At 63.4% G+C, this 22,613-nt stretch carries 20 protein-coding genes; 17 read left to right on the top strand and 3 right to left on the bottom strand.

Going from position 1 to position 22,613, the window contains the following annotated elements; genetic code table 11:
• Window positions 1-51: 51 nt before the first annotated feature.
• Window positions 52-306, bottom strand: a complete 255-nt coding sequence (locus ACRDNQ_RS07270) for a hypothetical protein (protein ID WP_431827989.1) — start codon at window positions 304-306, stop codon at window positions 52-54.
• Window positions 307-459: 153 nt separating this feature from the next.
• Here ACRDNQ_RS07270 and ACRDNQ_RS07265 point away from each other — a divergent pair, with 153 nt between their 5' ends.
• The 10 genes from ACRDNQ_RS07265 (at window position 460) to ACRDNQ_RS07220 (ending at window position 13,620) form a co-directional block, all read left to right on the top strand.
• Window positions 460-1,401 carry a sulfotransferase family protein gene (locus tag ACRDNQ_RS07265; protein WP_431827988.1) on the top strand — a complete coding sequence of 314 codons (942 nt, stop codon included), beginning with the start codon at window positions 460-462 and terminating at the stop codon, window positions 1,399-1,401.
• A gap of 280 nt (window positions 1,402-1,681) precedes the next feature.
• Window positions 1,682-3,211 carry a VPLPA-CTERM-specific exosortase XrtD gene (xrtD, locus tag ACRDNQ_RS07260; protein WP_431827987.1) on the top strand — a complete coding sequence of 510 codons (1,530 nt, stop codon included), beginning with the start codon at window positions 1,682-1,684 and terminating at the stop codon, window positions 3,209-3,211.
• 15 nt (window positions 3,212-3,226) lie between these two features.
• Entirely contained in the window at window positions 3,227-4,345 is a 1,119-nt protein-coding gene (locus tag ACRDNQ_RS07255; protein ID WP_431827986.1) for a glycosyltransferase, read from the top strand.
• A gap of 91 nt (window positions 4,346-4,436) precedes the next feature.
• Window positions 4,437-5,246, top strand: a complete 810-nt coding sequence (locus ACRDNQ_RS07250; RefSeq protein ID WP_431827985.1) for a WecB/TagA/CpsF family glycosyltransferase — start codon at window positions 4,437-4,439, stop codon at window positions 5,244-5,246.
• Window positions 5,243-6,760 (top strand): hypothetical protein, encoded by a 1,518-nt coding sequence (locus tag ACRDNQ_RS07245; RefSeq protein ID WP_431827984.1) that lies wholly within the window; start codon window positions 5,243-5,245, stop codon window positions 6,758-6,760. The genes ACRDNQ_RS07250 and ACRDNQ_RS07245 overlap by 4 nt, the downstream gene beginning before the upstream one ends.
• Window positions 6,757-7,752: a glycosyltransferase family 2 protein gene (locus ACRDNQ_RS07240; RefSeq protein ID WP_431827983.1), complete on the top strand. Its 996-nt coding sequence runs from the start codon at window positions 6,757-6,759 to the stop codon at window positions 7,750-7,752. Before ACRDNQ_RS07245 ends, ACRDNQ_RS07240 begins: the two co-directional genes overlap by 4 nt.
• A complete protein-coding gene (locus ACRDNQ_RS07235) occupies window positions 7,749-8,699 on the top strand; it encodes a glycosyltransferase family 2 protein (RefSeq protein WP_431827982.1) in 951 nt (316 codons plus the stop codon). The genes ACRDNQ_RS07240 and ACRDNQ_RS07235 overlap by 4 nt, the downstream gene beginning before the upstream one ends.
• Window positions 8,700-8,906: 207 nt before the next feature.
• Window positions 8,907-9,167 carry a spike base protein, RCAP_Rcc01079 family gene (locus tag ACRDNQ_RS07230; RefSeq protein ID WP_431827981.1) on the top strand — a complete coding sequence of 87 codons (261 nt, stop codon included), beginning with the start codon at window positions 8,907-8,909 and terminating at the stop codon, window positions 9,165-9,167.
• A gap of 52 nt (window positions 9,168-9,219) precedes the next feature.
• The gene (locus ACRDNQ_RS07225; RefSeq protein ID WP_431827980.1) at window positions 9,220-11,130 is read left to right on the top strand and encodes a hypothetical protein; all 1,911 of its coding nucleotides are present in this window, start codon (window positions 9,220-9,222) and stop codon (window positions 11,128-11,130) included.
• Complete coding sequence (locus ACRDNQ_RS07220; protein WP_431827979.1) at window positions 11,131-13,620, top strand: hypothetical protein; 2,490 nt, start codon at window positions 11,131-11,133, stop codon at window positions 13,618-13,620.
• A gap of 38 nt (window positions 13,621-13,658) precedes the next feature.
• Here ACRDNQ_RS07220 and ACRDNQ_RS07215 read toward each other — a convergent pair whose 3' ends face one another.
• Window positions 13,659-15,071, bottom strand: a complete 1,413-nt coding sequence (locus tag ACRDNQ_RS07215) for a mannose-1-phosphate guanylyltransferase/mannose-6-phosphate isomerase (RefSeq protein WP_431827978.1) — start codon at window positions 15,069-15,071, stop codon at window positions 13,659-13,661.
• A 276-nt stretch (window positions 15,072-15,347) separates the two neighbouring features.
• Between ACRDNQ_RS07215 and ACRDNQ_RS07210 the strand changes: the two genes are divergently transcribed.
• Window positions 15,348-16,370, top strand: coding sequence for an NAD-dependent epimerase/dehydratase family protein (locus tag ACRDNQ_RS07210; RefSeq protein WP_431827977.1), 1,023 nt, complete (start codon window positions 15,348-15,350; stop codon window positions 16,368-16,370).
• Here ACRDNQ_RS07210 and ACRDNQ_RS07205 read toward each other — a convergent pair.
• Complete coding sequence (locus ACRDNQ_RS07205) at window positions 16,355-17,611, bottom strand: Coenzyme F420 hydrogenase/dehydrogenase, beta subunit C-terminal domain (protein ID WP_431827976.1); 1,257 nt, start codon at window positions 17,609-17,611, stop codon at window positions 16,355-16,357. The genes ACRDNQ_RS07210 and ACRDNQ_RS07205 overlap by 16 nt on opposite strands.
• Window positions 17,612-17,804: 193 nt before the next feature.
• Here ACRDNQ_RS07205 and ACRDNQ_RS07200 point away from each other — a divergent pair, with 193 nt between their 5' ends.
• The 6 genes from ACRDNQ_RS07200 (at window position 17,805) to ACRDNQ_RS07175 (ending at window position 22,606) form a co-directional block, all read left to right on the top strand.
• The gene (locus ACRDNQ_RS07200) at window positions 17,805-18,827 is read left to right on the top strand and encodes an aspartate-semialdehyde dehydrogenase (protein ID WP_431827975.1); all 1,023 of its coding nucleotides are present in this window, start codon (window positions 17,805-17,807) and stop codon (window positions 18,825-18,827) included.
• Window positions 18,828-19,303: 476 nt separating this feature from the next.
• Window positions 19,304-19,492 carry a hypothetical protein gene (locus ACRDNQ_RS07195; protein ID WP_431827974.1) on the top strand — a complete coding sequence of 63 codons (189 nt, stop codon included), beginning with the start codon at window positions 19,304-19,306 and terminating at the stop codon, window positions 19,490-19,492.
• A 61-nt stretch (window positions 19,493-19,553) separates the two neighbouring features.
• Window positions 19,554-19,760: a hypothetical protein gene (locus ACRDNQ_RS07190; RefSeq protein WP_431827973.1), complete on the top strand. Its 207-nt coding sequence runs from the start codon at window positions 19,554-19,556 to the stop codon at window positions 19,758-19,760.
• Between the two features lie 202 nt (window positions 19,761-19,962).
• Window positions 19,963-20,343, top strand: coding sequence for a hypothetical protein (locus ACRDNQ_RS07185; RefSeq protein WP_431827972.1), 381 nt, complete (start codon window positions 19,963-19,965; stop codon window positions 20,341-20,343).
• 41 nt (window positions 20,344-20,384) lie between these two features.
• On the top strand, window positions 20,385-21,785 hold the full coding sequence (locus ACRDNQ_RS07180; RefSeq protein ID WP_431827971.1) for a leucyl aminopeptidase family protein: 1,401 nt from the start codon (window positions 20,385-20,387) through the stop codon (window positions 21,783-21,785).
• Entirely contained in the window at window positions 21,782-22,606 is an 825-nt protein-coding gene (locus tag ACRDNQ_RS07175) for a C40 family peptidase (protein ID WP_431827970.1), read from the top strand. The genes ACRDNQ_RS07180 and ACRDNQ_RS07175 overlap by 4 nt, the downstream gene beginning before the upstream one ends.
• Window positions 22,607-22,613 lie beyond the last annotated feature (7 nt).

Here is a 22,613-nt window from a genome sequence, read left to right as displayed (position 1 = left end):
CGACGCGAGACAGGGCACCATGGGAAACCGATGGGCACAAGACACACAGTGCTACGCAGGAAACACTGTTTCGGCAATAAGTGCTTGATCGCTTTGGTAAGATGCAAGAGTCAGTCGATGGAAGAACGTGAAGTCGCCTTTTGCCCTTTGTGTTCGGATGCACCCGACCGGCGCGCCGCCGGCGTTGCGTTCAGCACCTGCGTTGGTCTTCAATGCGGCATCTCGCCACCGGGCCTTGATGGGTGATGCATTGGTCAACGACACCGCGAGCGCGCGCAGCAAGAAAGCCTGCCCCTTGAACCTCATGATGCCATCTTGCTTTTGCGTGCGGACATCCGGCACGGCCTTCCCGTTCGGGCAGCTTTGGGGGCTTCTTGGCCTGAGCGGCCATCCGCCCACAGGTCCTTCGATAGACCCTGGCACAGATGGGATGGCCGCGGCCAATGCGAGGGGACGGGCATGAGCGAAACCGGAGGATCTGACATCGTCTTCGTCTACGGTGCCCTGCGGTCCGGAACCACCTTGTTCCGCCTCATGCTGGACAGTCACCCGGACATCGACAATCCCGGGGAGGTGGACTTCCTGTTCGATTATCTTGACCCCGATACGACCCACCCTAGTGGTTGGAGCTACGATCGGGAACGGCTGGTTGCGGACAGGACCTTCCGCCAGACAGGACTTGCCCTTCCCGACTCAACGGACGGCCTCGACCTCTTGTCGGCGATGATTGCCGCGCTCGTCAGGTCCGGCAAGAACGTGGCCACGCTGAACGTCCATCGGCACGCCACGAAGATCGCGAAGGTTCTTCCGGAAAGCCGTTTCATCCACATTCTGCGCGACCCGCGCGATGTCGCGCGCTCTGCCGTAGCTATGGGATGGGCGGGGAACAGCTATTTTTCGTGCAGGGGCTGGCGCGATACCGAAGAGGCCTGGGATAGGGCTGCGGTTCCGGAGGAACGGGTGATCACCGTCCGTTTCGAGGATCTGATGTCCGATCTCGAGACACAACTCACCCGTGTGTGCGATTTCCTGGGCGTGCCGTTCGATGCATCGATGCTCGGATATCACCTCAATTCGACCTACGATCCTCCTGATCCGAAGGTGGCTCAGCAATGGAGGCGCAAGTCAACGCAGCGTGAGGTCGGTCTGATCGAGGTCGAGATCGGGCCGCTGATGGCGACGCGCGGCTACATCCCGGAACATCCCCGTCCGGCTCCGGGACGGATCGAACATGGTGTTTTGTGGACCGAGCATCGCCTGAAGCGGTGGCTTTTCAACATGCGCCGATTCGGATTCGCCCTGTTCTTTGGCCATCACATGGCGCGCCTGCTTGGTCTGAACTCGCTTGAGAAGCGTCTTCGGGCTCAGCAAGATGAAATCATCATCCGGAACCGGAAGTGACTTTCCTGATTGCCGGTCCTTGGATGTGCGAAGCCTTGGCGTCTGTCGATGGCCCCTGCCCTGGGTCCTAGGTACGTCCTTGCATGCAACACGAAACCGCGAACTCAGGGGCTGCGGGACTCGCCCCGTTCATGAAATCCGGTATAGTTTTGCCATTATTGTCTTGTACTGCGACGGCCTAAGTCGCTCTTGGGGAATCAGGTGGATGTCGGTAACAGGTGAAACGCGTGCTCCCGGGTGGTCTTTCGGCACCGTCTCTTCGGCGGGGCTATTCTGGTTCTTGGTCGCCGTTCTGGGCGCTTGCGTCTTTTTCGCCGACGGCCTCGATGCGCTGCTTCGCGCCTGGCAACTGCCTGAGTACAGCCACGGGCCCTTGATTCCGATCCTTTCGGGCCTTCTGTTCCTGCGCCAACTCAAGACCGTGCCCGTCGAGCCGGGTCCAAAGCGCGACCGTTGGCTTGGCGTGACGGTCATGCTGGGCGCAATCGCGGTCGGCGCGCTAGGGAAGCTTGCGAACATCTCGGACATCGTTGCCTATGCGACGATCATCTGGGTCTATGGGATCCTGCTGATCAGTTTCGGCACGAAGACCGGGTGGCATTTCTGGCCGCCCGTTCTGCATCTGGTCTACATGCTGCCTCTGCCCGACACGCTTTACTACAAGATGTCCACGTGGCTGCAGTTCATCTCGTCCGAACTCGGGGTCTGGTTTCTTCGCCTGATGTCGGTGCCGGTGTTCCTGGACGGCAACATCATCGACATGGGCGTCTACAAGCTGCATGTCGCCGAAGCCTGTTCGGGGCTGAGGTATCTCTTTCCGATCCTGAGCTTCAGCTACATCTTCGCCGTCCTCTACAAGGGGCCGATGTGGCACAAGGCGGTGCTTCTGATCTCGGCCGCGCCGATAACGGTGCTCATGAACTCGGTCCGTATCGCGATCGCCGGCTACATCGTGAACAACTACGGTATCGAATGGGTCGATGGCTTCAGCCATTTCTTCGAGGGCTGGGTGATCTTCCTAGCCTGCATCGTGATTCTTTTCGGACTGGCGCGCGTGATGCTGCTGATGAACCCGCAAAAGATGTCGCTTGCCGATGCCCTAGACCTCGACACCGAGGGCCTTCTGACACAGGCGATGCGCATCCGCTTCGTCTATCCTTCGGCGGCGATAATCACAGCGGCCGTCCTGATGGTGTCCGCATCCCTTGCGTGGCAGGCCGTGCCCGACCGGAGCGCGATGGCGGTCTCGCGAGAGCCTTTCGCGATCTTTCCCAAGACCATGGGCGAGTGGTCGCAGGCCCGTCCGGCACAGACCCTGTCGGCCGAGGTCGAGGCGGCGCTGCAGGCGGACGATTATCACTCGGTCTATTTCTCGACCGGTGACGGAAGTCCCGAGGTGGAACTGTTCATGGCCTGGTACGCCGATCAGACGCGTGGGGGGGTCCATTCGCCAGAGGTGTGCCTGCCGGGAGGCGGGTGGGAGATCGCCTGGCTTGAGCGTAGCGACGTTTCCGAGACCTTTGGCTCCGGAAAGCCCTTCGAACTGAACCGTGCGATCATTCAGAAGGGCCAGACCCGGATGATGGTCTACTACTGGTTTCAGCAGCGCGAGCGCCGCATTGCCTGGGATATTGAAGCGAAATTCTGGTTGATGGTCGACAGCATCACGACCGGAAGGAAAGACGGTGCGATGATCCGGTTGACCACGCTGATCGGCCCGGGCGAAAGCGACGCGACCGCGGAAGCAAGGCTGACGAGCCTTCTGCATGAGATCATGGCGCCGCTGCCCCGCTTCATCCCGGAAAGCTGATCGAAGTTCGCAAAGGTGACGCAGACATCCCACATCTCGTCGGGCAGCGCGGGCAGGCTGACCTGGGCAACCTGCATAGCGACGCTCAATCGGCACGACGTGCTGATGGTCGCTCTGTCGCTGGTACTGCAACAGACCCGTCCGCCGACGGAAATCGTCATCGTGGACGCCAGCGACAACTGGGAAGAGGGCCGCGCGCGCGCCGAGGCCCTGTTGGAGGGGCGTCCCGAGATCCGGCTTGATTATGTGACGAGTCCGGTGCGGTCCTCGGCAACTCAGCGCAATCTTGCGATTTCACGGGCTACGTCGGACATCGTGTTCCTCATCGATGACGATTCCTTCCTGTACGATACCTGTGCAGAGGAACTGATGGCGGTCTACGAGGCGGATCCTGGACGCGGAATCGCCGGTGTCAGCGCGCAGCACGTGGCGGTCAATCCGGTCGCCGAAACCACATCGCGCGATGCAGGCCTTGCCCGCAAGGAGTCTGGTCGAAGGACGCAGGGCCGGTTGGCGCAGGTCGTGCTCAGGTCTCGTGTCGGCCGATGGATCAATCGCGAAATCCTGTTTCAGGGCTCGGACGTCCTGTTCCTTCACTACGACGAGCCCCGCGAGCTGCGTGTGCCGTCTTCTGTCGCGCATCTGAATGTGACCGCAACGAAGCTGATGCCAGGCTCGGGAATGAGCATCTGGCGAGACATTGCGCTTCGCGAGCAATTTGACACCACGCTTCGATACTACGCCGCCTTCGAGGATTTCGATGTTTCCTATCGGATTGCGCGCCATGGGGCACTCCTGCGTGCGAACCTCGCGAAACTGCACCACTACGAGGCGGCCTCCGGGCGGATCAAGCGCAAGAAGGTGATCGCCTTCCAATTGATGAACATGGCGGTTTTCCTGAAACGGAATGCGTCACGACCGGATGATTTCCTGTCCCGATATCGGGTCATGCTGTGGCGGCGGCTGCTGTCCGAGTTCCTGAAGGACGGGCTATCCCGCAGGTGGCAGTTCCCCCAGGTGGCGGGTGTTCTGACGGCCATGCGGCACTGGCGCGAGATCTGGAGCCGGGACGCGGAAGAGATCGACCTCTGGTATCCGGATTTTCAAAAGCGCATTCTGGAAGATATCGGGTGAGATCGCAGGAATGGCAGGGTCCTCATTTTCCTCTCCTTGCGCCGCGCGCCTTTCCAGGTGTCGGGGCTGATCGGTGTACGACACCGGGCAGATGACAGTCGATTGGCGCACCCTGTCCTGGTGTGCGCCGTCGAAGGATTGCGCGGTGCGCCTCAACTCGCCGTCGGCGTCCGTGCTTCTGGCGGACCTCGAACAGCGACTACTCGATGGGCGCGGGTTCTCGGTAGCAACGCTCAATCTTGACCATCTGGTGAAGTTCAGACGATTGCCCGGTTTTGCGGAGTCCTACGCCGGAATGAGCCACGTGACGGCCGACGGCAACCCGGTGGTCTGGCTTGCGCGGCTGGCTGGACAACGCGTGAAACTCACCCCGGGTTCGGAACTGGTTGAGCCTGTCGTCGAAATGGCTTCGCGGCTTGGCGTACCGGTTGGTCTGTTCGGGACAACCGACGCGTCGCTCGACGCCGCGGCCAAGGCTTTGACGCGCCGCTACCCCGACCTCAGGATCGTCGCCCGGCTTTCTCCTCCTATGGGGTTCGACCCAGCGGGGACAGAGGCCGAAGCGATGATCGAAACCCTTTTCCGGTCAGGCGCCCGTGTCGTGTTTCTGGCGCTTGGCGCACCGAAGCAGGAAATCCTGGCAAGTCGTATCGCCCGAGCCCATCCCGAGATCGGCACCCTGTCGATCGGGGCCGGCCTCGACTTTCTGTCGGGTGCGCAGAATCGCGCGCCCCTATGGGTGCGCAAGCTTGCGCTAGAATGGTTCTGGCGGCTGATGCAGAGCCCGGGCCGTCTGTGGCGGCGATACCGTGACTGTTTTCTCATTCTGCCCGGCCTCACCATCGCGACGATGCGGCTTCGGCTGTCGCGCAAGTCGGGCGAGCGGGGAGGCGAGGCATGATCCCGCCGCTTTTTGCGATCTTTACCTGGCCCGTTGTCGTCATCTTCCTGTTCGTCAAGCTCAGGCCGGCGGAAGCCCTCATCTGGTCGCTCTTGGGCGGCTACCTACTTTTGCCAGAGAAGGCCAACTTCGATCTGCCAATGCTGCCCGCGCTCAACAAGGCCGTAGTGCCGGCCCTTGCTACGATGGTTGCGGTGACGATTGCGATGCGGAGACAACAGGATCGGACGCCCGATCTGTTCCTGCCGGGATGGCTGCCGCGCCTGTGGCCGGTCAATCTTTGCCTGGCGGGGATCTTTGTCGGCGTTGTCGGCACCGTCTTGACGAATGCCGACGCCATTCAAGTCGGCTCCCTGACATTGCCGGGTTTAAGGCCCTATGACGCACTTTCCGGTCTTCTGGGCACGGCCCTTGCCTTGGTCCCGCTGCTGCTTGGGCGGCGCTTTCTCGGCCATCCGGACGTGCACAGGATTTTGCTTGCCGCACTTGTCATCGCGGGTGTCGGCTACTCTTTGCTTGCGCTCTACGAGATCAGGATGTCGCCGCAGCTTCACCTGAAAGTCTATGGGTATTTTCAGCACTCATGGGTCCAGCATGTGCGGGGAGACGGGTTCAGACCTGTCGTCTTCCTCAATCACGCGCTCTGGCTTGCCCTGTTCCTGTCAGGTGCAATCCTGGCGTCGCTCGTTCTTTTTCGCGACAGCGCGGGAACGACGCGGGTCAAGTATCTGCTGGCGGCATGCTGGGTACTCCTCGTTCTCATCATGGCGAAGTCGCTTGGGTCACTGGCCGTCACCATCATCCTTGCGCCAGTCATCCTCTTTCTCGGACCGCGATTGCAACTTACAGTCGCGGCGGCAATTGCGGCAATCATTCTGACATATCCCATGTTGCGTGGGGCCGATCTGGTTCCCGTCGATCGGGTCATGGGACTCGCCCAATCCATTGACGCTTCACGCGCGGCCTCGCTGCTAACGCGCCTTGTGAATGAGGATCAGCTGCTCGAGAAGGCGTCAAACCGACCATTGTTCGGCTGGGGTAGCTGGGGGCGAAACCGCATATTTGACGACGAGACGGGGCGCAACCTTTCGCTCACGGATGGCCTCTGGGTCATCAAGGTCGGTTCGAACGGCTGGGTGGGCTATCTCGGCGAGTTCGGATTGCTGACGCTGGGTACATTGCTGCTGTGGTGGCGATCGAGGCAATACGAGATCACTATCGCGACAGCGGGTTTGGCGGTGGTTCTTGCTGGCAATCTGATCGATCTTATTCCGAACGCGGGTTTGACGCCCTTGACCTGGATGATTGCGGGCGCCCTGATCGGACGCGTCGAGCACGGACGCATCGTGGAAAAGGCCAAGGCCAGTTGGACCGCCGACGACATGCAGGTGGTCCGCTACAGCAGGTTCGGGCCGGAATCCGCGTCCGGCCCCATATCGAATGGGCGCCCAACGCATGATTACGCGCGGAATCTGCAGACGCTTCCGAATGGCCGCGAAGACCCGGTGTCATGACCGGTCATCCGTTGCCAAGGACCAGCGAAGAAATCGCCGTCATCGTGGTGAACTACCGAACGGCCGATCTTGCGATTGCCGCTGTGGAAAGCGTGCGTGCGCGGGACCACGGAGGTCGCCGGGCGACGGTGCACCTTGTCGACAACGCGTCGCCAGGTGACGACGCCGCCGTGTTCGTTCGGACGCACAGCGCACGTGGCTGGGGCGACAGCGTCCAGCTTTACCTGGAGACCGAGAACCATGGCTTCGGAGGTGGCAACAACGTCGTGCTGGAAGCCTTGGCGCGCGCCGAGACGCCGCCTGGCAAGGTCTTCCTGTTGAACCCCGATGCGCGACTTGAGAACGACGCTGCTGCCATCCTTGCTTGCGCCCTGGACGACATGCCCGGCGCGGCCGCGGCCGGCGCGGCCCTGGTGGATGAGACTGGCCAGCCAAGATCGGGTGCGTTTCGGTTCCCGTCCATGGTCGGCGAGATCGTGCGCGTGATCAACTTCGGCCCTCTCGACCGCCTGCTGGGGAGCCGGCGGCCTTCGCTGCCACCGGATCATCCCGGCGGACCGGTCGACTGGGTCAGTGGAGCGGCCGTGATGTTCCGTTTCGACGCGCTGAGGAAAGTCGGTTTCTTCGACCCGACGTTCTTCCTTTACTATGAAGAGGTAGAACTGATGCTGCGGCTGGCACGCGGTGGCTGGAAAACGCTCTACGTGCCCGAAGCCGTAGTCACCCACTTCGAAGGTGTGGCTACAGGCCGGGGAAAACGGGGTCGATCGCGCCAGCCCGACTATCTGTACAGGTCTTGGAGACACTACTTCACGCTCGCAAAGGGACGTGCCGGCGCCCTGGTCCTTGCGCTGCTGGTTCTTCCAGCGGGATTTGTGAACATGATCGTCAGGCGTCTGGGCGGGGAGGAGCCCAACGTCCCCTCGCATTTCCTCACCGACCACTGCCGGAAGGTGATCTGGCCGCTTCTGGTTGACCGGAGGGGTGCGTGACCGTCGCCGCGGTCGTCATCGGCCGTAACGAGGGTGCACGGCTGATTGCCTGCCTTACGTCTTTGGCCGGCACGGTCGCCCGACTTGTCTATGTCGATTCAGGATCAACCGATGAAAGCGTGGCAGAGGCGCACAAGCTGGGGGCCGAGGTTGTCGAGCTCGACACCAGGCTGCCGTTTACGGCGGCACGGGCCAGGAATGCGGGTCTGACCGTTCTTGACGGAGACACCCGGCTTCGGTTCGTCCAGTTCGTCGATGGCGACTGCGAGATGCGGCCCGGTTGGATCGCGACAGCGGAAGGCTTTCTGAGCGATCACCCGAAGGTAGCCGTGGTGTCCGGAAGGCTTAGGGAAAGATACCCACAGGCGACGATATGGAACCGCCTCGCGGATGAGGAGTGGGCCGTCGCTCCGGGCGAAGTCAAGTCCTGTGGCGGAATCGCGATGATGCGCCTGGACGCCTTGAACGAGGTGGGTGGCTTCAATCCGGACATGATCGCCGGGGAAGAACCCGAGTTGTGCGTCCGATTGCGAGGTGCCGGCTGGGGTGTCTGGCGGCTTGAGGCCGAAATGTCCTGGCATGACGCTGCCATGACCCGCTTCAGTCAGTGGTGGCAGCGGTGCAGACGGGCCGGCTTCACCTATGCCGAGGGGGTCGCGATGCATGGCGGCCGACCCGAACGACACAACGTCGAAAAGCTGCGACGGACCCTTTTCTGGGGGCTCGGGCTGCCGGCAACCGTGACGCTCGGGGCCTTGATCACGCCCTGGGCCGCGATGCTGGGTCTTCTCTGGCCTGCGCAGATCCTCCGGCTTCGAGGCCGGGGTTTGCGATGGTCGAGCGCGGCGTTCCTCATGTTGGCGAAATTTGCCGAAACCCAGGGTGTGCTGACCTGGGTCTGGCGCCAGATTCGACGACGGCCGGCGCAACTCATTGAATACAAATAGGCTGAACCGCTGCGCTTCGGCATGCCGCGCGCTGGAGTAACCCAGGCGTAACGTTTTCCCCAACGTCTTGATTTCCCGCGCGTTCGCTCGGGTTTCCGGTGATTAACGTCTATCCCGGAGACTTGGGAACCGCGTCGTCCCGAATGGCCGCCTTCCTGTGCCTTCGATTGGCGAAGCGAACCCCTGAACGAAAAACGGGATGCCAGCATGCCTGACCTATTCGCTTCCTCGACCCCCGGCCTAGAAAGCCCTGCGGCCCATCTCAAGGTCGTCACCCCGAGTGACAGCGAGGATATGCCCTTCGCAAGCCGTGCCCTGAATGTTTCCGGTGGCGGCGCGGTTCGTGTCACCACCGTTGCAGGCGACGTCGCGACGATCGCTGTCGTTGCCGGTGTGCCCTTCCCGATCCGCTGCAGGCGGGTCTGGGCCACGGGAACGACCGCGACGGGCATCGTGGCCATGTACTGACCACCGTCCGTCGTTCCTTCACCCCGTCGCGTCAGATTGAGCCGGAGATTTCATGAAACATGGACATTCCCACAGCATCGGCCAGATCCTGACCGTGGACGGAGGCGGCCTTGCACCGCCTTCGGGCCCAGTGGCGCCGACGCCTTCCATCACCATCGTCGGCACCTACGCGGCGGGTCAGCAGTTGAGCGAGGTCGTCTATGCCCTGGACGGCGAGGGAAGCGGGGTTCCGCCGCTCGAGGGCGGCGAAGTCTCGGTTCTGGTCGATGGCGCGCAGCAGGGCATGACCTATGTGCTTGCCGCCGGCGAGGTGCTGACGGCGCGGTTCTCGTGGAGCCATGTGACCGGCACCGGCAGCACGACAGGTTCTCCAGTGATTGTCGGCGCGGGTGTCCCCGAGGTATTTGCGGTGTCGGCATGGTTGCTTGCGACCGGGGCGCCGGGCGAAGCCAGCGTGACTGTTCTTGGATTGCCCGATGACGGGGGATCGCCGGTCATCGACATTCAATACAGTATCGACGGCGCCCAGGCGATTTCCTCGAGCGGGACGACGGGGTTCTCTGCTTCCGGCCTTGCGGCAGGAGAACGCGTCGTCGCGCTGCGTGCGGTCAACGCCGTTGGTGCGGGGCCCTGGTCGGCTGGCAAGCCCGTCTCTGTTTCAGGCGCATCGCCGGTGAACCCGTCACTTTCGCTTGGCGCCCAGGTTGCAGGGTCGGGCGGCAATCCGGACATCATTCCCGTGAGCTACAGCTACTCAGGGGCGGATGTCGTCGATCTTTTCGCCGCAACCGGTCCTGCGGGATTTGCCATCACCGAGGCGCAGTTGATCCAGCAAACGGGCGGTGAAGGCGTGGAGTTCAAGGCGAGACTTTCGTACGAAGGCGGAGAAGTCGATCTTTCCGACGTCACCGACGACAGTGTTACCGAGCTGGCCCTGGTGGCGGTCGAGCGCACCAACGGCGGAACATCCGGCATCAGGCGTGTCCCGCTGACCGACATCGACTTCTCTCCACCAGCTCTCCTGAGTGCTCAGACGAACGAAACGGGCGATGCCGTGCTCCTAGCTTTCGACGAGATGCTCGTCGGGGCCCCGGACCTTTCCCAGTGGACCATGCCCGGTCATTCAATCACGGGCATTTCAGTGGACACGAACACCGTCACGCTGTCGATCGCGCCCACGATCGCGGGCAATCAGGCAGACACGATCAGCTATTTTGGTGCCAACCTGACCGATGAGCGCGGCAACCCGCTTGCGGCGTTCTCGGGTCGCGCGGTGACGAACAACGTACCCGGTGGCCTCGAACTCGCCTACCTTGCGAACCACAATCAGGCGATCGACCTTTCCGGAGTGGCGACCCAAACGACGCCGAACGTCTTTCCGGATGCGGGCACGTTCGTGGTGGCGATCACGGACATTGCGAGTCAGGCGACTGGACCGGCCACGCTTGTCCTTTCAGGGGCCAACATCGGCGCCTCAGCCACGCTGGTCGAAGGTGGCAGGACCGGCGTGTCGGACGCCGCCGTTGCGGGCATTTGGCTGGTTACAACGACAGCGGCCAGTGACCTGACGATCGGCGTGACCGGCGCGGGACTGTCGCTCGACCGGCAGGTTCATGTCCTGCGTCTTACGGGGGCGACGGCAACCGGACATCTCGAAGGGGTAGCCGGCGGCACGCAGGTGAACTCGCCCTTCGGTGCGGCGCTGGGTTCGGCCTGTGCCGTTGGCGACGCGGTAATCGCCGTCACGCTGTGCCGCAGTGGAACGGCGACCGGCATCACCTGGGGTGGGGCGATGGCGGGGAACGAACTGGCGGATGTGCGGCAGGCTAACGCCTCGCACCGTTCGGGGGTCGCCGGTTTCATCGCGGATACAGCTACGACCCACACCGCCACGGCAGATTACGACAACAATGACGGCTCGTTTCAATGGGCCGTTTCAATCGTCGCATTGAAGGCAGCATAGATGGGTAGACTTCGGCTTCTCGCCACTTCTACGGCACTGACGCACCCCGGCTTTCAGGGTGCCGCCACGCCAGACATTCCCCTTGGCTGGGGCAAGGGCGAGTTCTACACCCTTGAAGTGGACCCAACGAACGGCGCGCGGATGATCGTCGAGCCCGGGGAAACCACGCAGGTCTGGTATTTCGCAGCCGATAGCGTGGACGGCTACACGCGGGCCGAGATAGCGGCGGTGGAAGGTGTTTCGGCCGCGACTATCACGGCGTCTTGGCTTAACGGGGCTTCGAACGCTGCAGGATGGGGCAAGCGGTCAGACCTGCCCCTGGCTTGGGCCGTGGCTGGGTCAAGCGATATCGGGGCGACCCTGTTCAGCAACAGGTTTAGCAGAAGCAACACGGCGGTACGGTCATTGTGGGCGCTGTTCAAGCGCGGCGGGTCGTTTCCGACTGGCTTGATCGGCAATATGGCCGAGTCCGAAAGCCCGCTACACCCAACTCTCCTTGGGGATTTCGACTCAGGGTCGCGACCGCAAATGACCGCAACCGGAGTGCGAACTGGCAACAGCGCAATTGATCCGCGAAACGTTGTCTTGCAAGGTCTTGATTTTTGCGCGCAGCAAACTTGGACCACTGATGCGCAATTCATCACATATGCGGATTGCAACTTTACGGTTCCCGGCTACGGCCTTTCTACGGATATTGGTCCGGTCAAACACCTCACCCTGTTTGGCTGCTCCTTCATAGACTGTGTGAAAACATTCCCCGACAATGGGGTAATTTGGGCACCGCCCACAGGGAATTCTCCCGACTATCAAGCGGGCGCGGATCGCCATTCGGCGCACTTTCTCTCAGATACGGATCATGTGCTACGGTGGCGGAATTTTTATGACCGCAACTCTTGGTCGCCCACCTACAATACCGACGGCACAACATGGAATAGTGGTGAGTTCGGGCCCGCCCCAAGTTATCTGAACCACGACGAATATGATGGATCATCGGGCCTGCAAGATGTGGCGAACCTTGAGTGCATCAACACGCGCGCCTGTTTCGACCCCGGCCAATGGAGATGCGGCACGTTCGCAAACCTCCTGATCCGCGCCGACAACAACATGGCCGATTTGATCGGCAACGGCGGTCAGCCAGAGCCGGATCATGGCAATATCTCGTATTTCAACCGAGTTGCGGTGATGGGCCGTGCGCGAAAAGTGACCAGTATAGCTGGTGCGGCAGGAAGCATTGACGGCAAGAACTTCATTTCGGGACCGTCTAATGGTGGAAGTCTCGCGACTTGCAAGAACGTGGTCGCGGCGAATCTGATCGACCCAAACAACCTCGCACATGAGACGAACCTCGCCGATCCGCGCTGGACGAAAACGCCGTGGGCGGGTGGCGTCACGCTGGACCCCAAATATGCCAATCCGACCGTCGAAATGCCGAATATCTGGAAGCTGGAAAGCACGGTCATCAATTGGGGCGGCAACGACCTGAACGCAGCAGGGATAAGCGCGGCGAACAAGAACGCGCTGACCCTTGGGCGGTGGGCCGACGCCAAGCAGGGCGTCGCCGCTGGCACGAACACCACGGACGATGCCTGCGACTATCTCCGCACGCTGTCCGACCGCTGCCTTCAGGCCATTCCGATCTGGAACTACGTCGCAGGTCTGACAGGCAAGGGCACCATCGGCCACACAGCGGGGGTTTCGGCCACGTTCTCGCCCGACCCGGACGGGGACGGCTGGCGCACCGACACGCCGGATAGCTGGCTCATCAACGGGACGCGGGGCGATTATCCCGTGGACGGCGATGACTGCGACCTGAACGGCAATCTCGCCTACAGCTTTATGACCTGGCGCTTTGCCGACTTGGACTTCGGGAACGGCGGCGGGTTCCGTCTCTATGGTGGGTATATCTCCTGCACGTCCATGCAGGAAACCTCGGAAGGTTCGGTCGAGTTGCTTGGCGCGGCGCAATTCTGGATCAAGGGCGCGTCCACGGCGGATGTGGTCGTGACGGCCACGGGCGGGCGGCTTGGCATCGGCGCGGCGGTCAGCAATGTCAGGGGCGCGTTCTCGGGCAAGTCGGAATTGCTGATCGACTCCGGGGGAAGTCTCACGATTTCCACAGGCGACACGCTGACCCTGACCGGGGGCGATCTGAAAGCGGGCTTCGACGGGCAGAGTGGCACGGCCACGCTGACGGTCAACGGGACGCTGGCCTTCGCCCCTGTCTCCGGGGTTCTGCCGCAGGTGCGCGAGTTCCGGTCGGGCAAGTATGGCCTTGAGGATCTGGGCGCGGGCGTCACGGGCCAGCCCAAGGCCACTTCGGTAACTTCAACGGTGGTCCTTGCCTCGGGCAGCACGATCACGGTGGACACGACGGGGCTTTCGGCGGGGACGTATGACCTGATCGACGTGGACAGCCTGACCGACAACGGGGCGACGCTGCCCTCGGGCGTGGCGGTGGTGGGCAACCGTCTCAGGGTTACCGTTCCGTGAGGTCGGGCGATCTGCCCATTCCCGCGGCCGCCGAAGCTTCACCCCCGGTTGTACACGTCCTCGTAGCGGACGATGTCATCCTCGCCCAGGTAGGCGCCGGTCTGCACTTCGATCAGGTACATCGGCAGCTGGCCACGGTTCGCCATTCTGTGTTTCTTGCCCAGGGGGATGTAGACGCTTTCGTTTTCAGTCACGAGCCTGATCTCATCACCAATCGTTATCTCTGCGGTTCCTTCGACGACCACCCAATGCTCGGATCGATGCATGTGGCTTTGCAGTGAAAGCACGCCTCCCGGTTTGACCATGATGCGCTTGACCTGAAACCGACCGCCAAGGCACAGCGTCTCATACCAGCCCCAGGGGCGATGGAAGCGGGGATAATCGTCGGCCTGCGAGGCGCCGGCCGCACGTAGGGCGCCGACCACCGCTTTCACGTCTTGTGCGCGATCCTTCGCAATCACCAGAACCGCGTCATTCATGGCGACCGCGACGATCCCGTCCAGGCCCAGACCGACCAGTTGCATCGCGGGATCTTCTGATCGCAGATAGCTGTCGCGGCAGTCGATCGCGATCGCTGCGCCTTCTGTGGCGACGCCACTTTCGTCCGGGGGGGCGATCTTCCAAAGCGCATCCCAGGCGCCGAGGTCGGACCAGCCGCTGTCGAGCGGCACCGCAGCCACCTTGGCGGCCTTCTCCATCACGGCATAGTCGAACGAGATCGCCGTCGACCGGGCGTAGGACGCCGCATCGAGACGAAAGAACCCCAGGTCCTCGGCCCCTTTCGCGATGGCATCGCCGCAGGGACCAAGAAGCTCGGGCGCGTGCGCCTCGAACTCGCGGATCACGTCGGTGGGACGAAACAGGAAGATGCCGGCGTTCCAAAGGAAGTTCCCGGCCGCCAGCATCGCCTCGGCGGTTGCAAGGTCGGGCTTCTCGCGGAAGCTTTCAAGCGGGATTGCACCGTCGCCGGTGGGAGCCTCGGACAACTCGAGGTAGCCATATCCGGTCTCGGGCCGATCCGGCGTCACGCCGAAGGTGACGAGGGCGCCCGAGGCGGCGGCACCGGCGCCCCTGGTGACTGCCCGGCGGAACGCGCCGGTGTCCGCGATGACATGATCGGACGGGGCCACCAGCATCAGCGCGTCTGGGACATCCCTCAGCAGAAGTGCCGCCGTCAGGATCGCCGGCCCGGTATCCCGGCCGACGGGTTCGACGATCACCCGCGCATCCGCCAGACCGATGGCGCGTGCCTGTTCGGTCGCCATGAAGCGGAAGTCGTCGCCCGTCAGGATCAGCGGAGAGGCATAGTCCGGTCCCGAGAAACGGCGCAACGTCGCCTGGTACAGGCTTTCCTTGCCGATCAGCGGCGCAAACTGCTTTGGAAAGGCCTTGCGCGAGGCTGGCCAGAGTCGGGTTCCCGACCCGCCGCACAGTATGACCGGATGTATCATTCATCTGCCTTCGTCGGGTTTGGGTCCGTCTTCACCACGTCATTTCCCTTGTTGCCGCCAGCGCTTCAGCGTGCATTTGCGTCCTGCCGTCGTCACGAAAGAAGCCGATGCCGAAGGCCGGAGTGTGATCCGGTTCGAGTGTTAGTGCATGACCGACCGCTGCGCCAATGTCTTCATGGCACCCGCTCCCTGCAATGACCAGATTTCGGCCCGGTTTGCGCCCACCACATGGCTTTCCCGTTGAATGTCTGGCCCTTTCGGCGTCTCTTTCCTGGCATGATACAGTCCGCCCGAACCGCCCTCGTCACCGGCTCTGCCGGCTTCATCGGCCACGCCGTCGCCTCGCGCCTTCTGAGCGAGGGCTGGAAGGTGACCGGCATCGACGCGATGACGGATTACTACGATCCTGCCTTGAAGCGCGCGCGGCTGTCGACGATCGCCGGAAACCCCCGCTTCACCCACGTCGAGGCCCGGATCGAAGAGCCGGGGCGGCTGCATCACCTCTTGTCCCATCGGCCCAACGTGGTGCTGCACCTGGCCGCACAGGCCGGCGTGCGCCATTCGATCGACGCGCCTGAAACCTATGTCGAGGCGAACATCGTCGGCACCTTCCGGCTGCTCGAAGCGGCGCGGGCCTATCCGCCAGGTCACCTTCTGCTGGCCTCGACCTCGTCGGTCTACGGCGCCAACACGCAGATGCCCTATGCCGAAACGGACAAGGCCGATACGCAGATGTCCTTCTATGCCGCCACCAAGAAGGCGACCGAGGCGATGGCCCACAGCTATTCGCATCTTTACGACCTGCCTGTGACGATGTTCCGCTTCTTCACGGTCTACGGCCCTTGGGGGCGGCCCGACATGGCGCCGATGCTTTTCGCCGACGCGGCCTTCCAGGGGCGTCCGATCCGGGTGTTCAATCACGGCGACATGGCGCGGGATTTCACGTTCATCGACGATCTGGTCGAGGCGATCGTTCGACTCGCCGAGGCAGTTCCCTCGCGCCCGAAACAGGTCGGCGAAATCGCGAGCGCAGACAGCCTGTCGCCCGTGGCGCCCTATAGGATCGTCAACATCGGCAACGCGGCGCCCGTTCGGTTGATGGAGTTCATCCAGGCGATCGAGGCCGCGACCGGCCGCAGCCTTGCAAAGGACATGCAGCCGATGCAGCCCGGAGACGTGCCGGCGACCTGGGCCGACACGCGGCTACTCGAGCAGTTGACGGGGTTCCGACCGTCCACCTCGATTTCCGACGGCGTCGCCCGGTTCATCGACTGGTACAGGGACTATTTCGGCCGCTGAAGGTCCTTGCGCGCCGGGGCCTCGCCCGCGTCCGGGGCCAGCCCGTAGGGCGCGACCAGATCCCAGACGTGCTTCGGGATCATCCACCGCATCCGGCGCGGTTCCGATCGTCGCAGGTGCAGAACGGTTTCGGCCGCCTTCATCTCGAGCCGCGTGCGCGCGAATTCCAGGCCGCGCGGCCCGGTGCGGGGCTGAAGCCAACCCACAAGTCCGCGCAGGAAATCTGGCATGCGGCGCAGCGGCAGACCACCGGCGGCCCGGCGGGTATTCTCGATGAAGCCCTTCACCGCCCCGGCGCGCTTGCCCTTGTCACCGGGGGCCGACAGGTGCACCTCGTCGCCAAGGCTGTCCAGCAGCGCGCGTCCGCGTTCATTGCGCACGATCAGCCATTGCTCGCCCTCGCCGGCCATGTAGCCCACGGTAATGTCGGCCAGACTGTTGGTGTAATCCACGCAGGTCCGGCAGGTGAGCGGGAAGAAATCCGGTGGAAGATCGGCAATCGGAAGGCGCAGGAACGGGATCTCGCGCCGCGTGCCGTCGTCGAAGCGCATCTCGACATGGTAGTCGGCGCGAAACTCCAGATAGGTCACCGCGTCGGGGCGATCGGTCAGACGGCTCAGAAACAGGTGAAAGTTCTCGGTCGTGGTGTTGTCGGAACAGGGCGTTCCGATCACGGTGATCGCGTCGAACCCCAGCTGTGTCTCGATCGCGCGCAGGGCATAGACTTGGCAGGGAATCCCGACGACGGCGATCCGCCGGTGCCCGGCCGCCCGCGCGGGTTCCAGAAGCGACAGAAGCGGCGCATAGCCCATCCTCATGCCGCGCGCCTGGGCCATGGCTGCGGGATCGGTGATGATCGCGGGCACGGGTTTCCATCGGTCGGATGGATCGGGGATCACCGTCAGCACCGCGTCGACGGCGCCGGTTTCAAGCAGGCGTTCGGCAAGGCGCGTGGTCAGGCCAGTCCATTGCGCCCCGGCGCGGGGCGATTTCAGCGCCGCGCGGTACATCGCACTATAGGGGCCGAAGAACCGCTCGTCGCCCTTGGCGGGATCACGGGGGCGACCATGCACCTGCGCTTCCATCGCCGGATAATCCGGGCGGATGAACTGGCACGCCCGCCCGCAATCGCCCGCGCGGTCGGTGCGCGACAGACCGCAATCGGTGCAAAGCCGCCGGGGCGCCGGCTCGCCCGGTTGAGGAACCCAAAGGCCGTCGTCGGTCGGTCGGGAATCGAGCATGGAGGTCAGGGTCCGCAGCGTTTGAGGGAAGTCTAGGTGAAGTGACGGCCCTCGTCCAGAAAGCTGTCAATTCATGTTGACACCTCCTGTGCTGCCGCCACCGAAGCGGCCCGCCACTTTGGGCAAGGTGTCGTCCCCCTTTCGCGCGGCACGGGTCACTGGTAAGAGACCCCGACTTTCAGAGGAGATCCTGATGGGCTATCGCGTCGTCGTCGCAGGCGCCACGGGCAATGTGGGCCGCGAAATGCTGAACATCCTGGCCGAACGCCAGTTTCCCGCGGACGAGGTCGCTGCGCTTGCCTCGCGCCGGTCGCTGGGCACCGAGGTCAGCTATGGCGACAAGACACTCAAGACCCGCGACATCGAGCACTTCGATTTCGAAGGCTGGGACATCGCGCTGTTCGCGATCGGGTCCGAGGCGACCAAGACCTACGCGCCCCGCGCGGCCGGGGCGGGTTGCCTTGTGATCGACAACTCGTCGCTTTACCGCTACGACCCCGCCATCCCGCTGATCGTGCCCGAAGTGAACCCGCAGGCGGTTTCGGGGTATCGCAACAAGATGATCATCGCGAACCCCAACTGCTCGACCGCGCAGATGGTGGTGGCGCTGAAGCCCCTGCACGATCGCGCGCGCATCAAGCGGGTCGTAGTATCGACGTACCAGTCGGTCTCGGGCGCCGGCAAGGCCGGGATCGACGAACTGTGGGACCAGACCAAGGGCATGTACGTGCCCGGTCAGGAAGTGGCACCGCAGAAGTTCCAGAAGCAGATCGCCTTCAACGTCATTCCCCAGATCGACGTCTTCATGGAAGACGGGTCGACCAAGGAGGAATGGAAGATGGTCGCCGAGACCAAGAAGATCCTCGACCCCTCCGTCAGGGTCACCGCGACCTGCGTGCGGGTGCCGGTCTTCGTCGGACACTCCGAGGCGATCAACATCGAGTTCGAGGACTTCCTGGACGAGGACGAGGCCCGCGACATCCTGCGCGAAGCGCCTGGCGTGCTGGTCGTCGACAAGCGTGAACCCGGCGGCTATGTCACGCCGATCGAATGCGTCGGCGATTACGCCACCTTCATCAGTCGCATCCGGCAGGATTCGACCGTCGAGAACGGGCTGAGCCTGTGGTGCGTCAGTGACAATCTGCGCAAGGGCGCCGCGCTCAATGCCGTGCAGATCGCCGAGCTTTACGGCCGCGAGGTTCTGAAGCGCGGCTGACAGACCGGTCTTTTCCCGAAAAGCGTAGGCGCGCCGCGATTCGTTCGCAGCGCGCCTTTTCTTTTTGTTCGGAAGTCGGACGGCGATTGTTCGTGATTTGTGGCTACTTCATGAAGCCCGGGCGACATGAATGGGCCCCAAAGGGGACTTTTTGATGAAATTTCAAAATTCAGACACATTTCGTGAATGTTTTAGCCAGAATCATGGTCAATGAATTGAATTATGGCGCCAGAGAGACGACGGCGCGGAAAAAACGGGTCAAGCCGAATTTCCAGACCGCCATCCGGGCAAGGGCCTTCGGCATGTCGCCGACCCCGCGTTCCGCCTCTCTGGCCAGGTGTGGTCCTTTCGCAAGTTCGCCCAGTCCGGGTTGCCTGAAGCGCCGCACGATCGATCTGCCCGATTGGCGTTGAAGGCAATATGTCCGCGGAGGCTGTTCTCCGCGGGTATGCCCCCATAACCCGAAGGGAAAACCGATGAAAAACAACGTGCTGCCGTTCCCCGCCCGCCCTGCCGTCTCTGCCGCCTCCGTGCAGGGATCCCGCCAGGCCGAGATCGTTCGCCTTGACGACTTCCGCAAGCGCTCGCGCTGTCTGCGCCTTGCGACCGGCGTCTACTACGTCGCCCGCTTGCACCCGAATCCCGAGGATCTGAGCGCCGCGTGACCCGCGGACACCTTCGGACCGAACTTCAGACACCCCCCACACGACTACCAGGAGACCCGAAATGACCGAACGCAATCTGCTTGAAGTTGCCCGCCAGCGCCGCCTCGAGGCCCTCGCCTCGCTTCCCAAGCGCGCCGACAATCTCTTTTCCCTGGCCGAATACCGCACCCAGAAGCGCCGGGAAGTTCCGGTGACGGTTTTCAAATCGAGCCGGTCGGCGGACATCAATGTCTTCGCCATCGCCCAGGAATCCCGAATGGCAGCCTGATCGCCATCCCTTCAGCGATCAGTGGGGCGCGGCCTTTACCCGGGGTCGCGCCCTGCCATTTCCGGCCCCTTCAATTCCGACGCCGCCCTTCATCCGTGGGCTTTTTCGAAAGACTTTTCCGATTTCGATCTGACGCCTCAATCCTTTCTTGAATGCTTCTTTCTAGACCTCGCCTCGGGATTGAGGTTCTGGGGTTCGAAACATGATCAAGGTCACTCGCCTTTATCACGTCGAGGTCGTGCGCTTCGACAATTCGCGTCTTCAGGCGCTTGTCGCGGATCTTGGCGATGCGGGTGCCGATAGGGTGATCTCGCGCGCCATGGAAGAGATCGCCGTGCGACTTTCAAGGATCGAGGCGGCCTATGATGCCGGCGCTCTCGACCGCGTGGGCAAGGGCGCGCGCAGCCTTGTCGCCATCGCGGATCAGACCGGGCTTGCCTCGGTCCGTGACGCTGCCGGGGCCGTTGCCTCGCTTTCGACCTCGCACGATAGCACGGCGCTTGCGGCCTGTGTCGCGCGCCTGATCCGGGTCGGCGAGACATCGCTTGTCACGGTCTGGGACGCCCACGGCATCTCGCTCTGACTGCGCTTGCAGGCTCCGTGCGATCGGCTAGGCTCGGGGACATGACCCAGACCGCTTTCGCCCCGCCCGAAACGCCCGCAAAGCCGCTTTCCCTGGTGGACAAGGACGGTCTTGCCGCCTGGCGAACAGGTCTGTCGCCCGAGGCTGCCGCCTGGGTCGAGACACAGGGGTTCACAGGCGGTCATGGCGCGTCGATTGTGTTTCCGGGCCGCGACGGCCGGCCGGCCTCTGCCGCCGTGGGCCTTGGGACGGCGCGCGACCGGGTGCGGAATCGCTATGCGCTGGCGAAAGCGCGTTCAGCGCTGCCGGAAGGGGCCTGGACGCTTGAGCATGCCTTGGGGGCCGACGACCTTGCCGCCGAGTGTCTCGGCTGGCTGCTCGAAGGCTATCGTTTCGTTCGCTACCGTGACCTTTCGATTCCGAAAGCGATGCTGGTCGCGCCCGCGGGCATCGACGCCGCGAGGATCGAGGCGCTTGCCGCTGCCGAAGTCCTGACGCGCGACCTCATCAACACCCCGGCAAACGACATGGGCCCGGCGGATCTGGCGCAAGCGGCGCAGACCCTTGCCCAGCGCCATGGCGGATCGTTCGTTCAGACCGTGGGCGACGCCCTGATCGACCTGGACTTTCCGCTGATCCACGCCGTCGGCGCGGCAAGTCCGCGCGCACCGCGGCTGATCGACCTGCGCTGGGGTGACTCGGGGCCAAGCGTCACGCTGGTGGGCAAGGGCGTGTGCTTTGACACCGGTGGGCTGAACCTCAAGCCTGGCGAGTCGATGGGTCTGATGAAGAAGGACATGGGGGGGGCGGCGACCGTTCTTGGTCTGGCCGACCTGATCCTGTCGCTGAAGGTGCCGCTTCGCCTGCGGGTCCTGATCCCGGCGGTCGAGAACGCGGTTTCGGGCGCGTCCTTCCGGCCCGGCGACATCCTGCGCTCGCGCAAGGGGCTGACCGTCGAGATCAACAACACCGACGCCGAGGGGCGGCTGGTGCTGGCCGACGCACTGACCTTTGCCGACGAAGAGACGCCCGATCTGGTCGTGTCGATGGCGACGCTGACCGGCGCCGCGCGGGTTGCCGTCGGACCCGACATCGCACCTTTCTTCACCGACTCCGACCAGATCGCCGCCGCCCTGTCCGAGGCCGGTCAGGCGGCCCGCGATCCGGTCTGGCGCCTGCCCTTCTGGGATCCCTACGAGACCATGATCGAGCCCGGAATCGCCGACCTCGACAATGCGCCGAAAGGCGGGTTCGCGGGGTCGATCACCGCGGCCCTGTTCCTGCGACGCTTCGTGACCGCCGCCCCGCGCTATGTCCATTTCGACATCTACGGCTGGCAGCCCACCAGTGCGCCCGGGCGTCCGAAGGGTGGCGTCGGGCAGGGCGCGCGTGCGATTCTGGGGGCGCTGCCCCGAATTCTTCCCGAGGTCGGCGCGAGGTGAGCGACCGTCGTCTGACGCCCTCGAACGGCCGTGTCGCGGAAACCGGGTGGGAGGGGCGGGTCGAGGCCGATCGGTTCGTGTCCGGAAGCTGGCACACAGTCACGGCGCCCCTCACCGATCTGTGTCGTGCGCCCGAAGGCGCGCGCGAACGGCAGCTCTTGCTGGGCGACCGGTTCCTGGTGCTCGAGTCCCGCGACGGGTGGTCCTTCGGCCGGGCGGCGAAGGACGGCTATGTCGGATATGTCGCCGATGCCGACCTGGGGGCGGATCTGGCCGCGACGCATGTCGTGGCGGTGCGGGCCTCGCATCTTTATGCGGCGCCAGACATCAAGGCGCGCGATCTGGCGGCCCTGAGCTTTGGCGCAAGGTTTCGGATCGCGCATGAGGATCGCGTCTTCTTCGAGACGACCGACGGCGCCTTCATCCCGAAGCCGCATCTTCGGCCCATCGACCGTCCGTTTCGCGATCCCGTGACCATCGCGCAGCTTCTGTTCGGCACCCCCTATCTCTGGGGCGGCAACAGCAGCTTCGGGATCGACTGTTCGGGCCTGGTGCAGGTGGCGCATCTGGCCTGCGGGAGTCCCTGTCCGGGGGACAGCGACATGCAGATGTCGCTGGGCGCGCCGGTCGGCGCGGGCGTTCCTGCGCGGCGCGGCGACCTGCTTTTCTGGGAAGGCCATGTCGCGATGGCCGTGGACGCCGAAACCCTGATTCATGCCAATGCCCATCACATGGCGGTGTCCTACGAACCCCTGGAGGCGGCGATTGCCCGGATCGCGGCACAGGGCGGCGGCCCGGTGACGGCGCATCGGCGGCTATAGTCGGTGC

The sequence above is a fragment of the Saliniferula longa genome, from assembly GCF_050789285.1.
Taxonomy (GTDB): Bacteria; Pseudomonadota; Alphaproteobacteria; order Rhodobacterales; family Rhodobacteraceae; genus CAVPWP01.
The sequence above is the reverse complement of the archived record's forward strand: the minus strand, read 5'-3'. Positions and strand labels throughout refer to the sequence as shown.

Coding starts and splice junctions, on each gene's coding strand:
- ACRDNQ_RS07265 (WP_431827988.1), top strand. CDS start 460: ATGAGCGAAACCGGAGGATCTGACATCGTCTTCGTCTACGGTGCCCTG.
- ACRDNQ_RS07225 (WP_431827980.1), top strand. CDS start 9,220: ATGAAACATGGACATTCCCACAGCATCGGCCAGATCCTGACCGTGGAC.
- ACRDNQ_RS07220 (WP_431827979.1), top strand. CDS start 11,131: ATGGGTAGACTTCGGCTTCTCGCCACTTCTACGGCACTGACGCACCCC.
- ACRDNQ_RS07230 (WP_431827981.1), top strand. CDS start 8,907: ATGCCTGACCTATTCGCTTCCTCGACCCCCGGCCTAGAAAGCCCTGCG.
- ACRDNQ_RS07180 (WP_431827971.1), top strand. CDS start 20,385: ATGACCCAGACCGCTTTCGCCCCGCCCGAAACGCCCGCAAAGCCGCTT.
- ACRDNQ_RS07205 (WP_431827976.1), bottom strand. CDS start 17,611: ATGCTCGATTCCCGACCGACCGACGACGGCCTTTGGGTTCCTCAACCG.
- ACRDNQ_RS07195 (WP_431827974.1), top strand. CDS start 19,304: ATGAAAAACAACGTGCTGCCGTTCCCCGCCCGCCCTGCCGTCTCTGCC.
- ACRDNQ_RS07190 (WP_431827973.1), top strand. CDS start 19,554: ATGACCGAACGCAATCTGCTTGAAGTTGCCCGCCAGCGCCGCCTCGAG.
- ACRDNQ_RS07245 (WP_431827984.1), top strand. CDS start 5,243: ATGATCCCGCCGCTTTTTGCGATCTTTACCTGGCCCGTTGTCGTCATC.
- ACRDNQ_RS07270 (WP_431827989.1), bottom strand. CDS start 306: ATGAGGTTCAAGGGGCAGGCTTTCTTGCTGCGCGCGCTCGCGGTGTCG.
- ACRDNQ_RS07250 (WP_431827985.1), top strand. CDS start 4,437: ATGACAGTCGATTGGCGCACCCTGTCCTGGTGTGCGCCGTCGAAGGAT.
- ACRDNQ_RS07240 (WP_431827983.1), top strand. CDS start 6,757: ATGACCGGTCATCCGTTGCCAAGGACCAGCGAAGAAATCGCCGTCATC.
- ACRDNQ_RS07185 (WP_431827972.1), top strand. CDS start 19,963: ATGATCAAGGTCACTCGCCTTTATCACGTCGAGGTCGTGCGCTTCGAC.
- ACRDNQ_RS07210 (WP_431827977.1), top strand. CDS start 15,348: ATGATACAGTCCGCCCGAACCGCCCTCGTCACCGGCTCTGCCGGCTTC.
- ACRDNQ_RS07200 (WP_431827975.1), top strand. CDS start 17,805: ATGGGCTATCGCGTCGTCGTCGCAGGCGCCACGGGCAATGTGGGCCGC.
- ACRDNQ_RS07215 (WP_431827978.1), bottom strand. CDS start 15,071: ATGATACATCCGGTCATACTGTGCGGCGGGTCGGGAACCCGACTCTGG.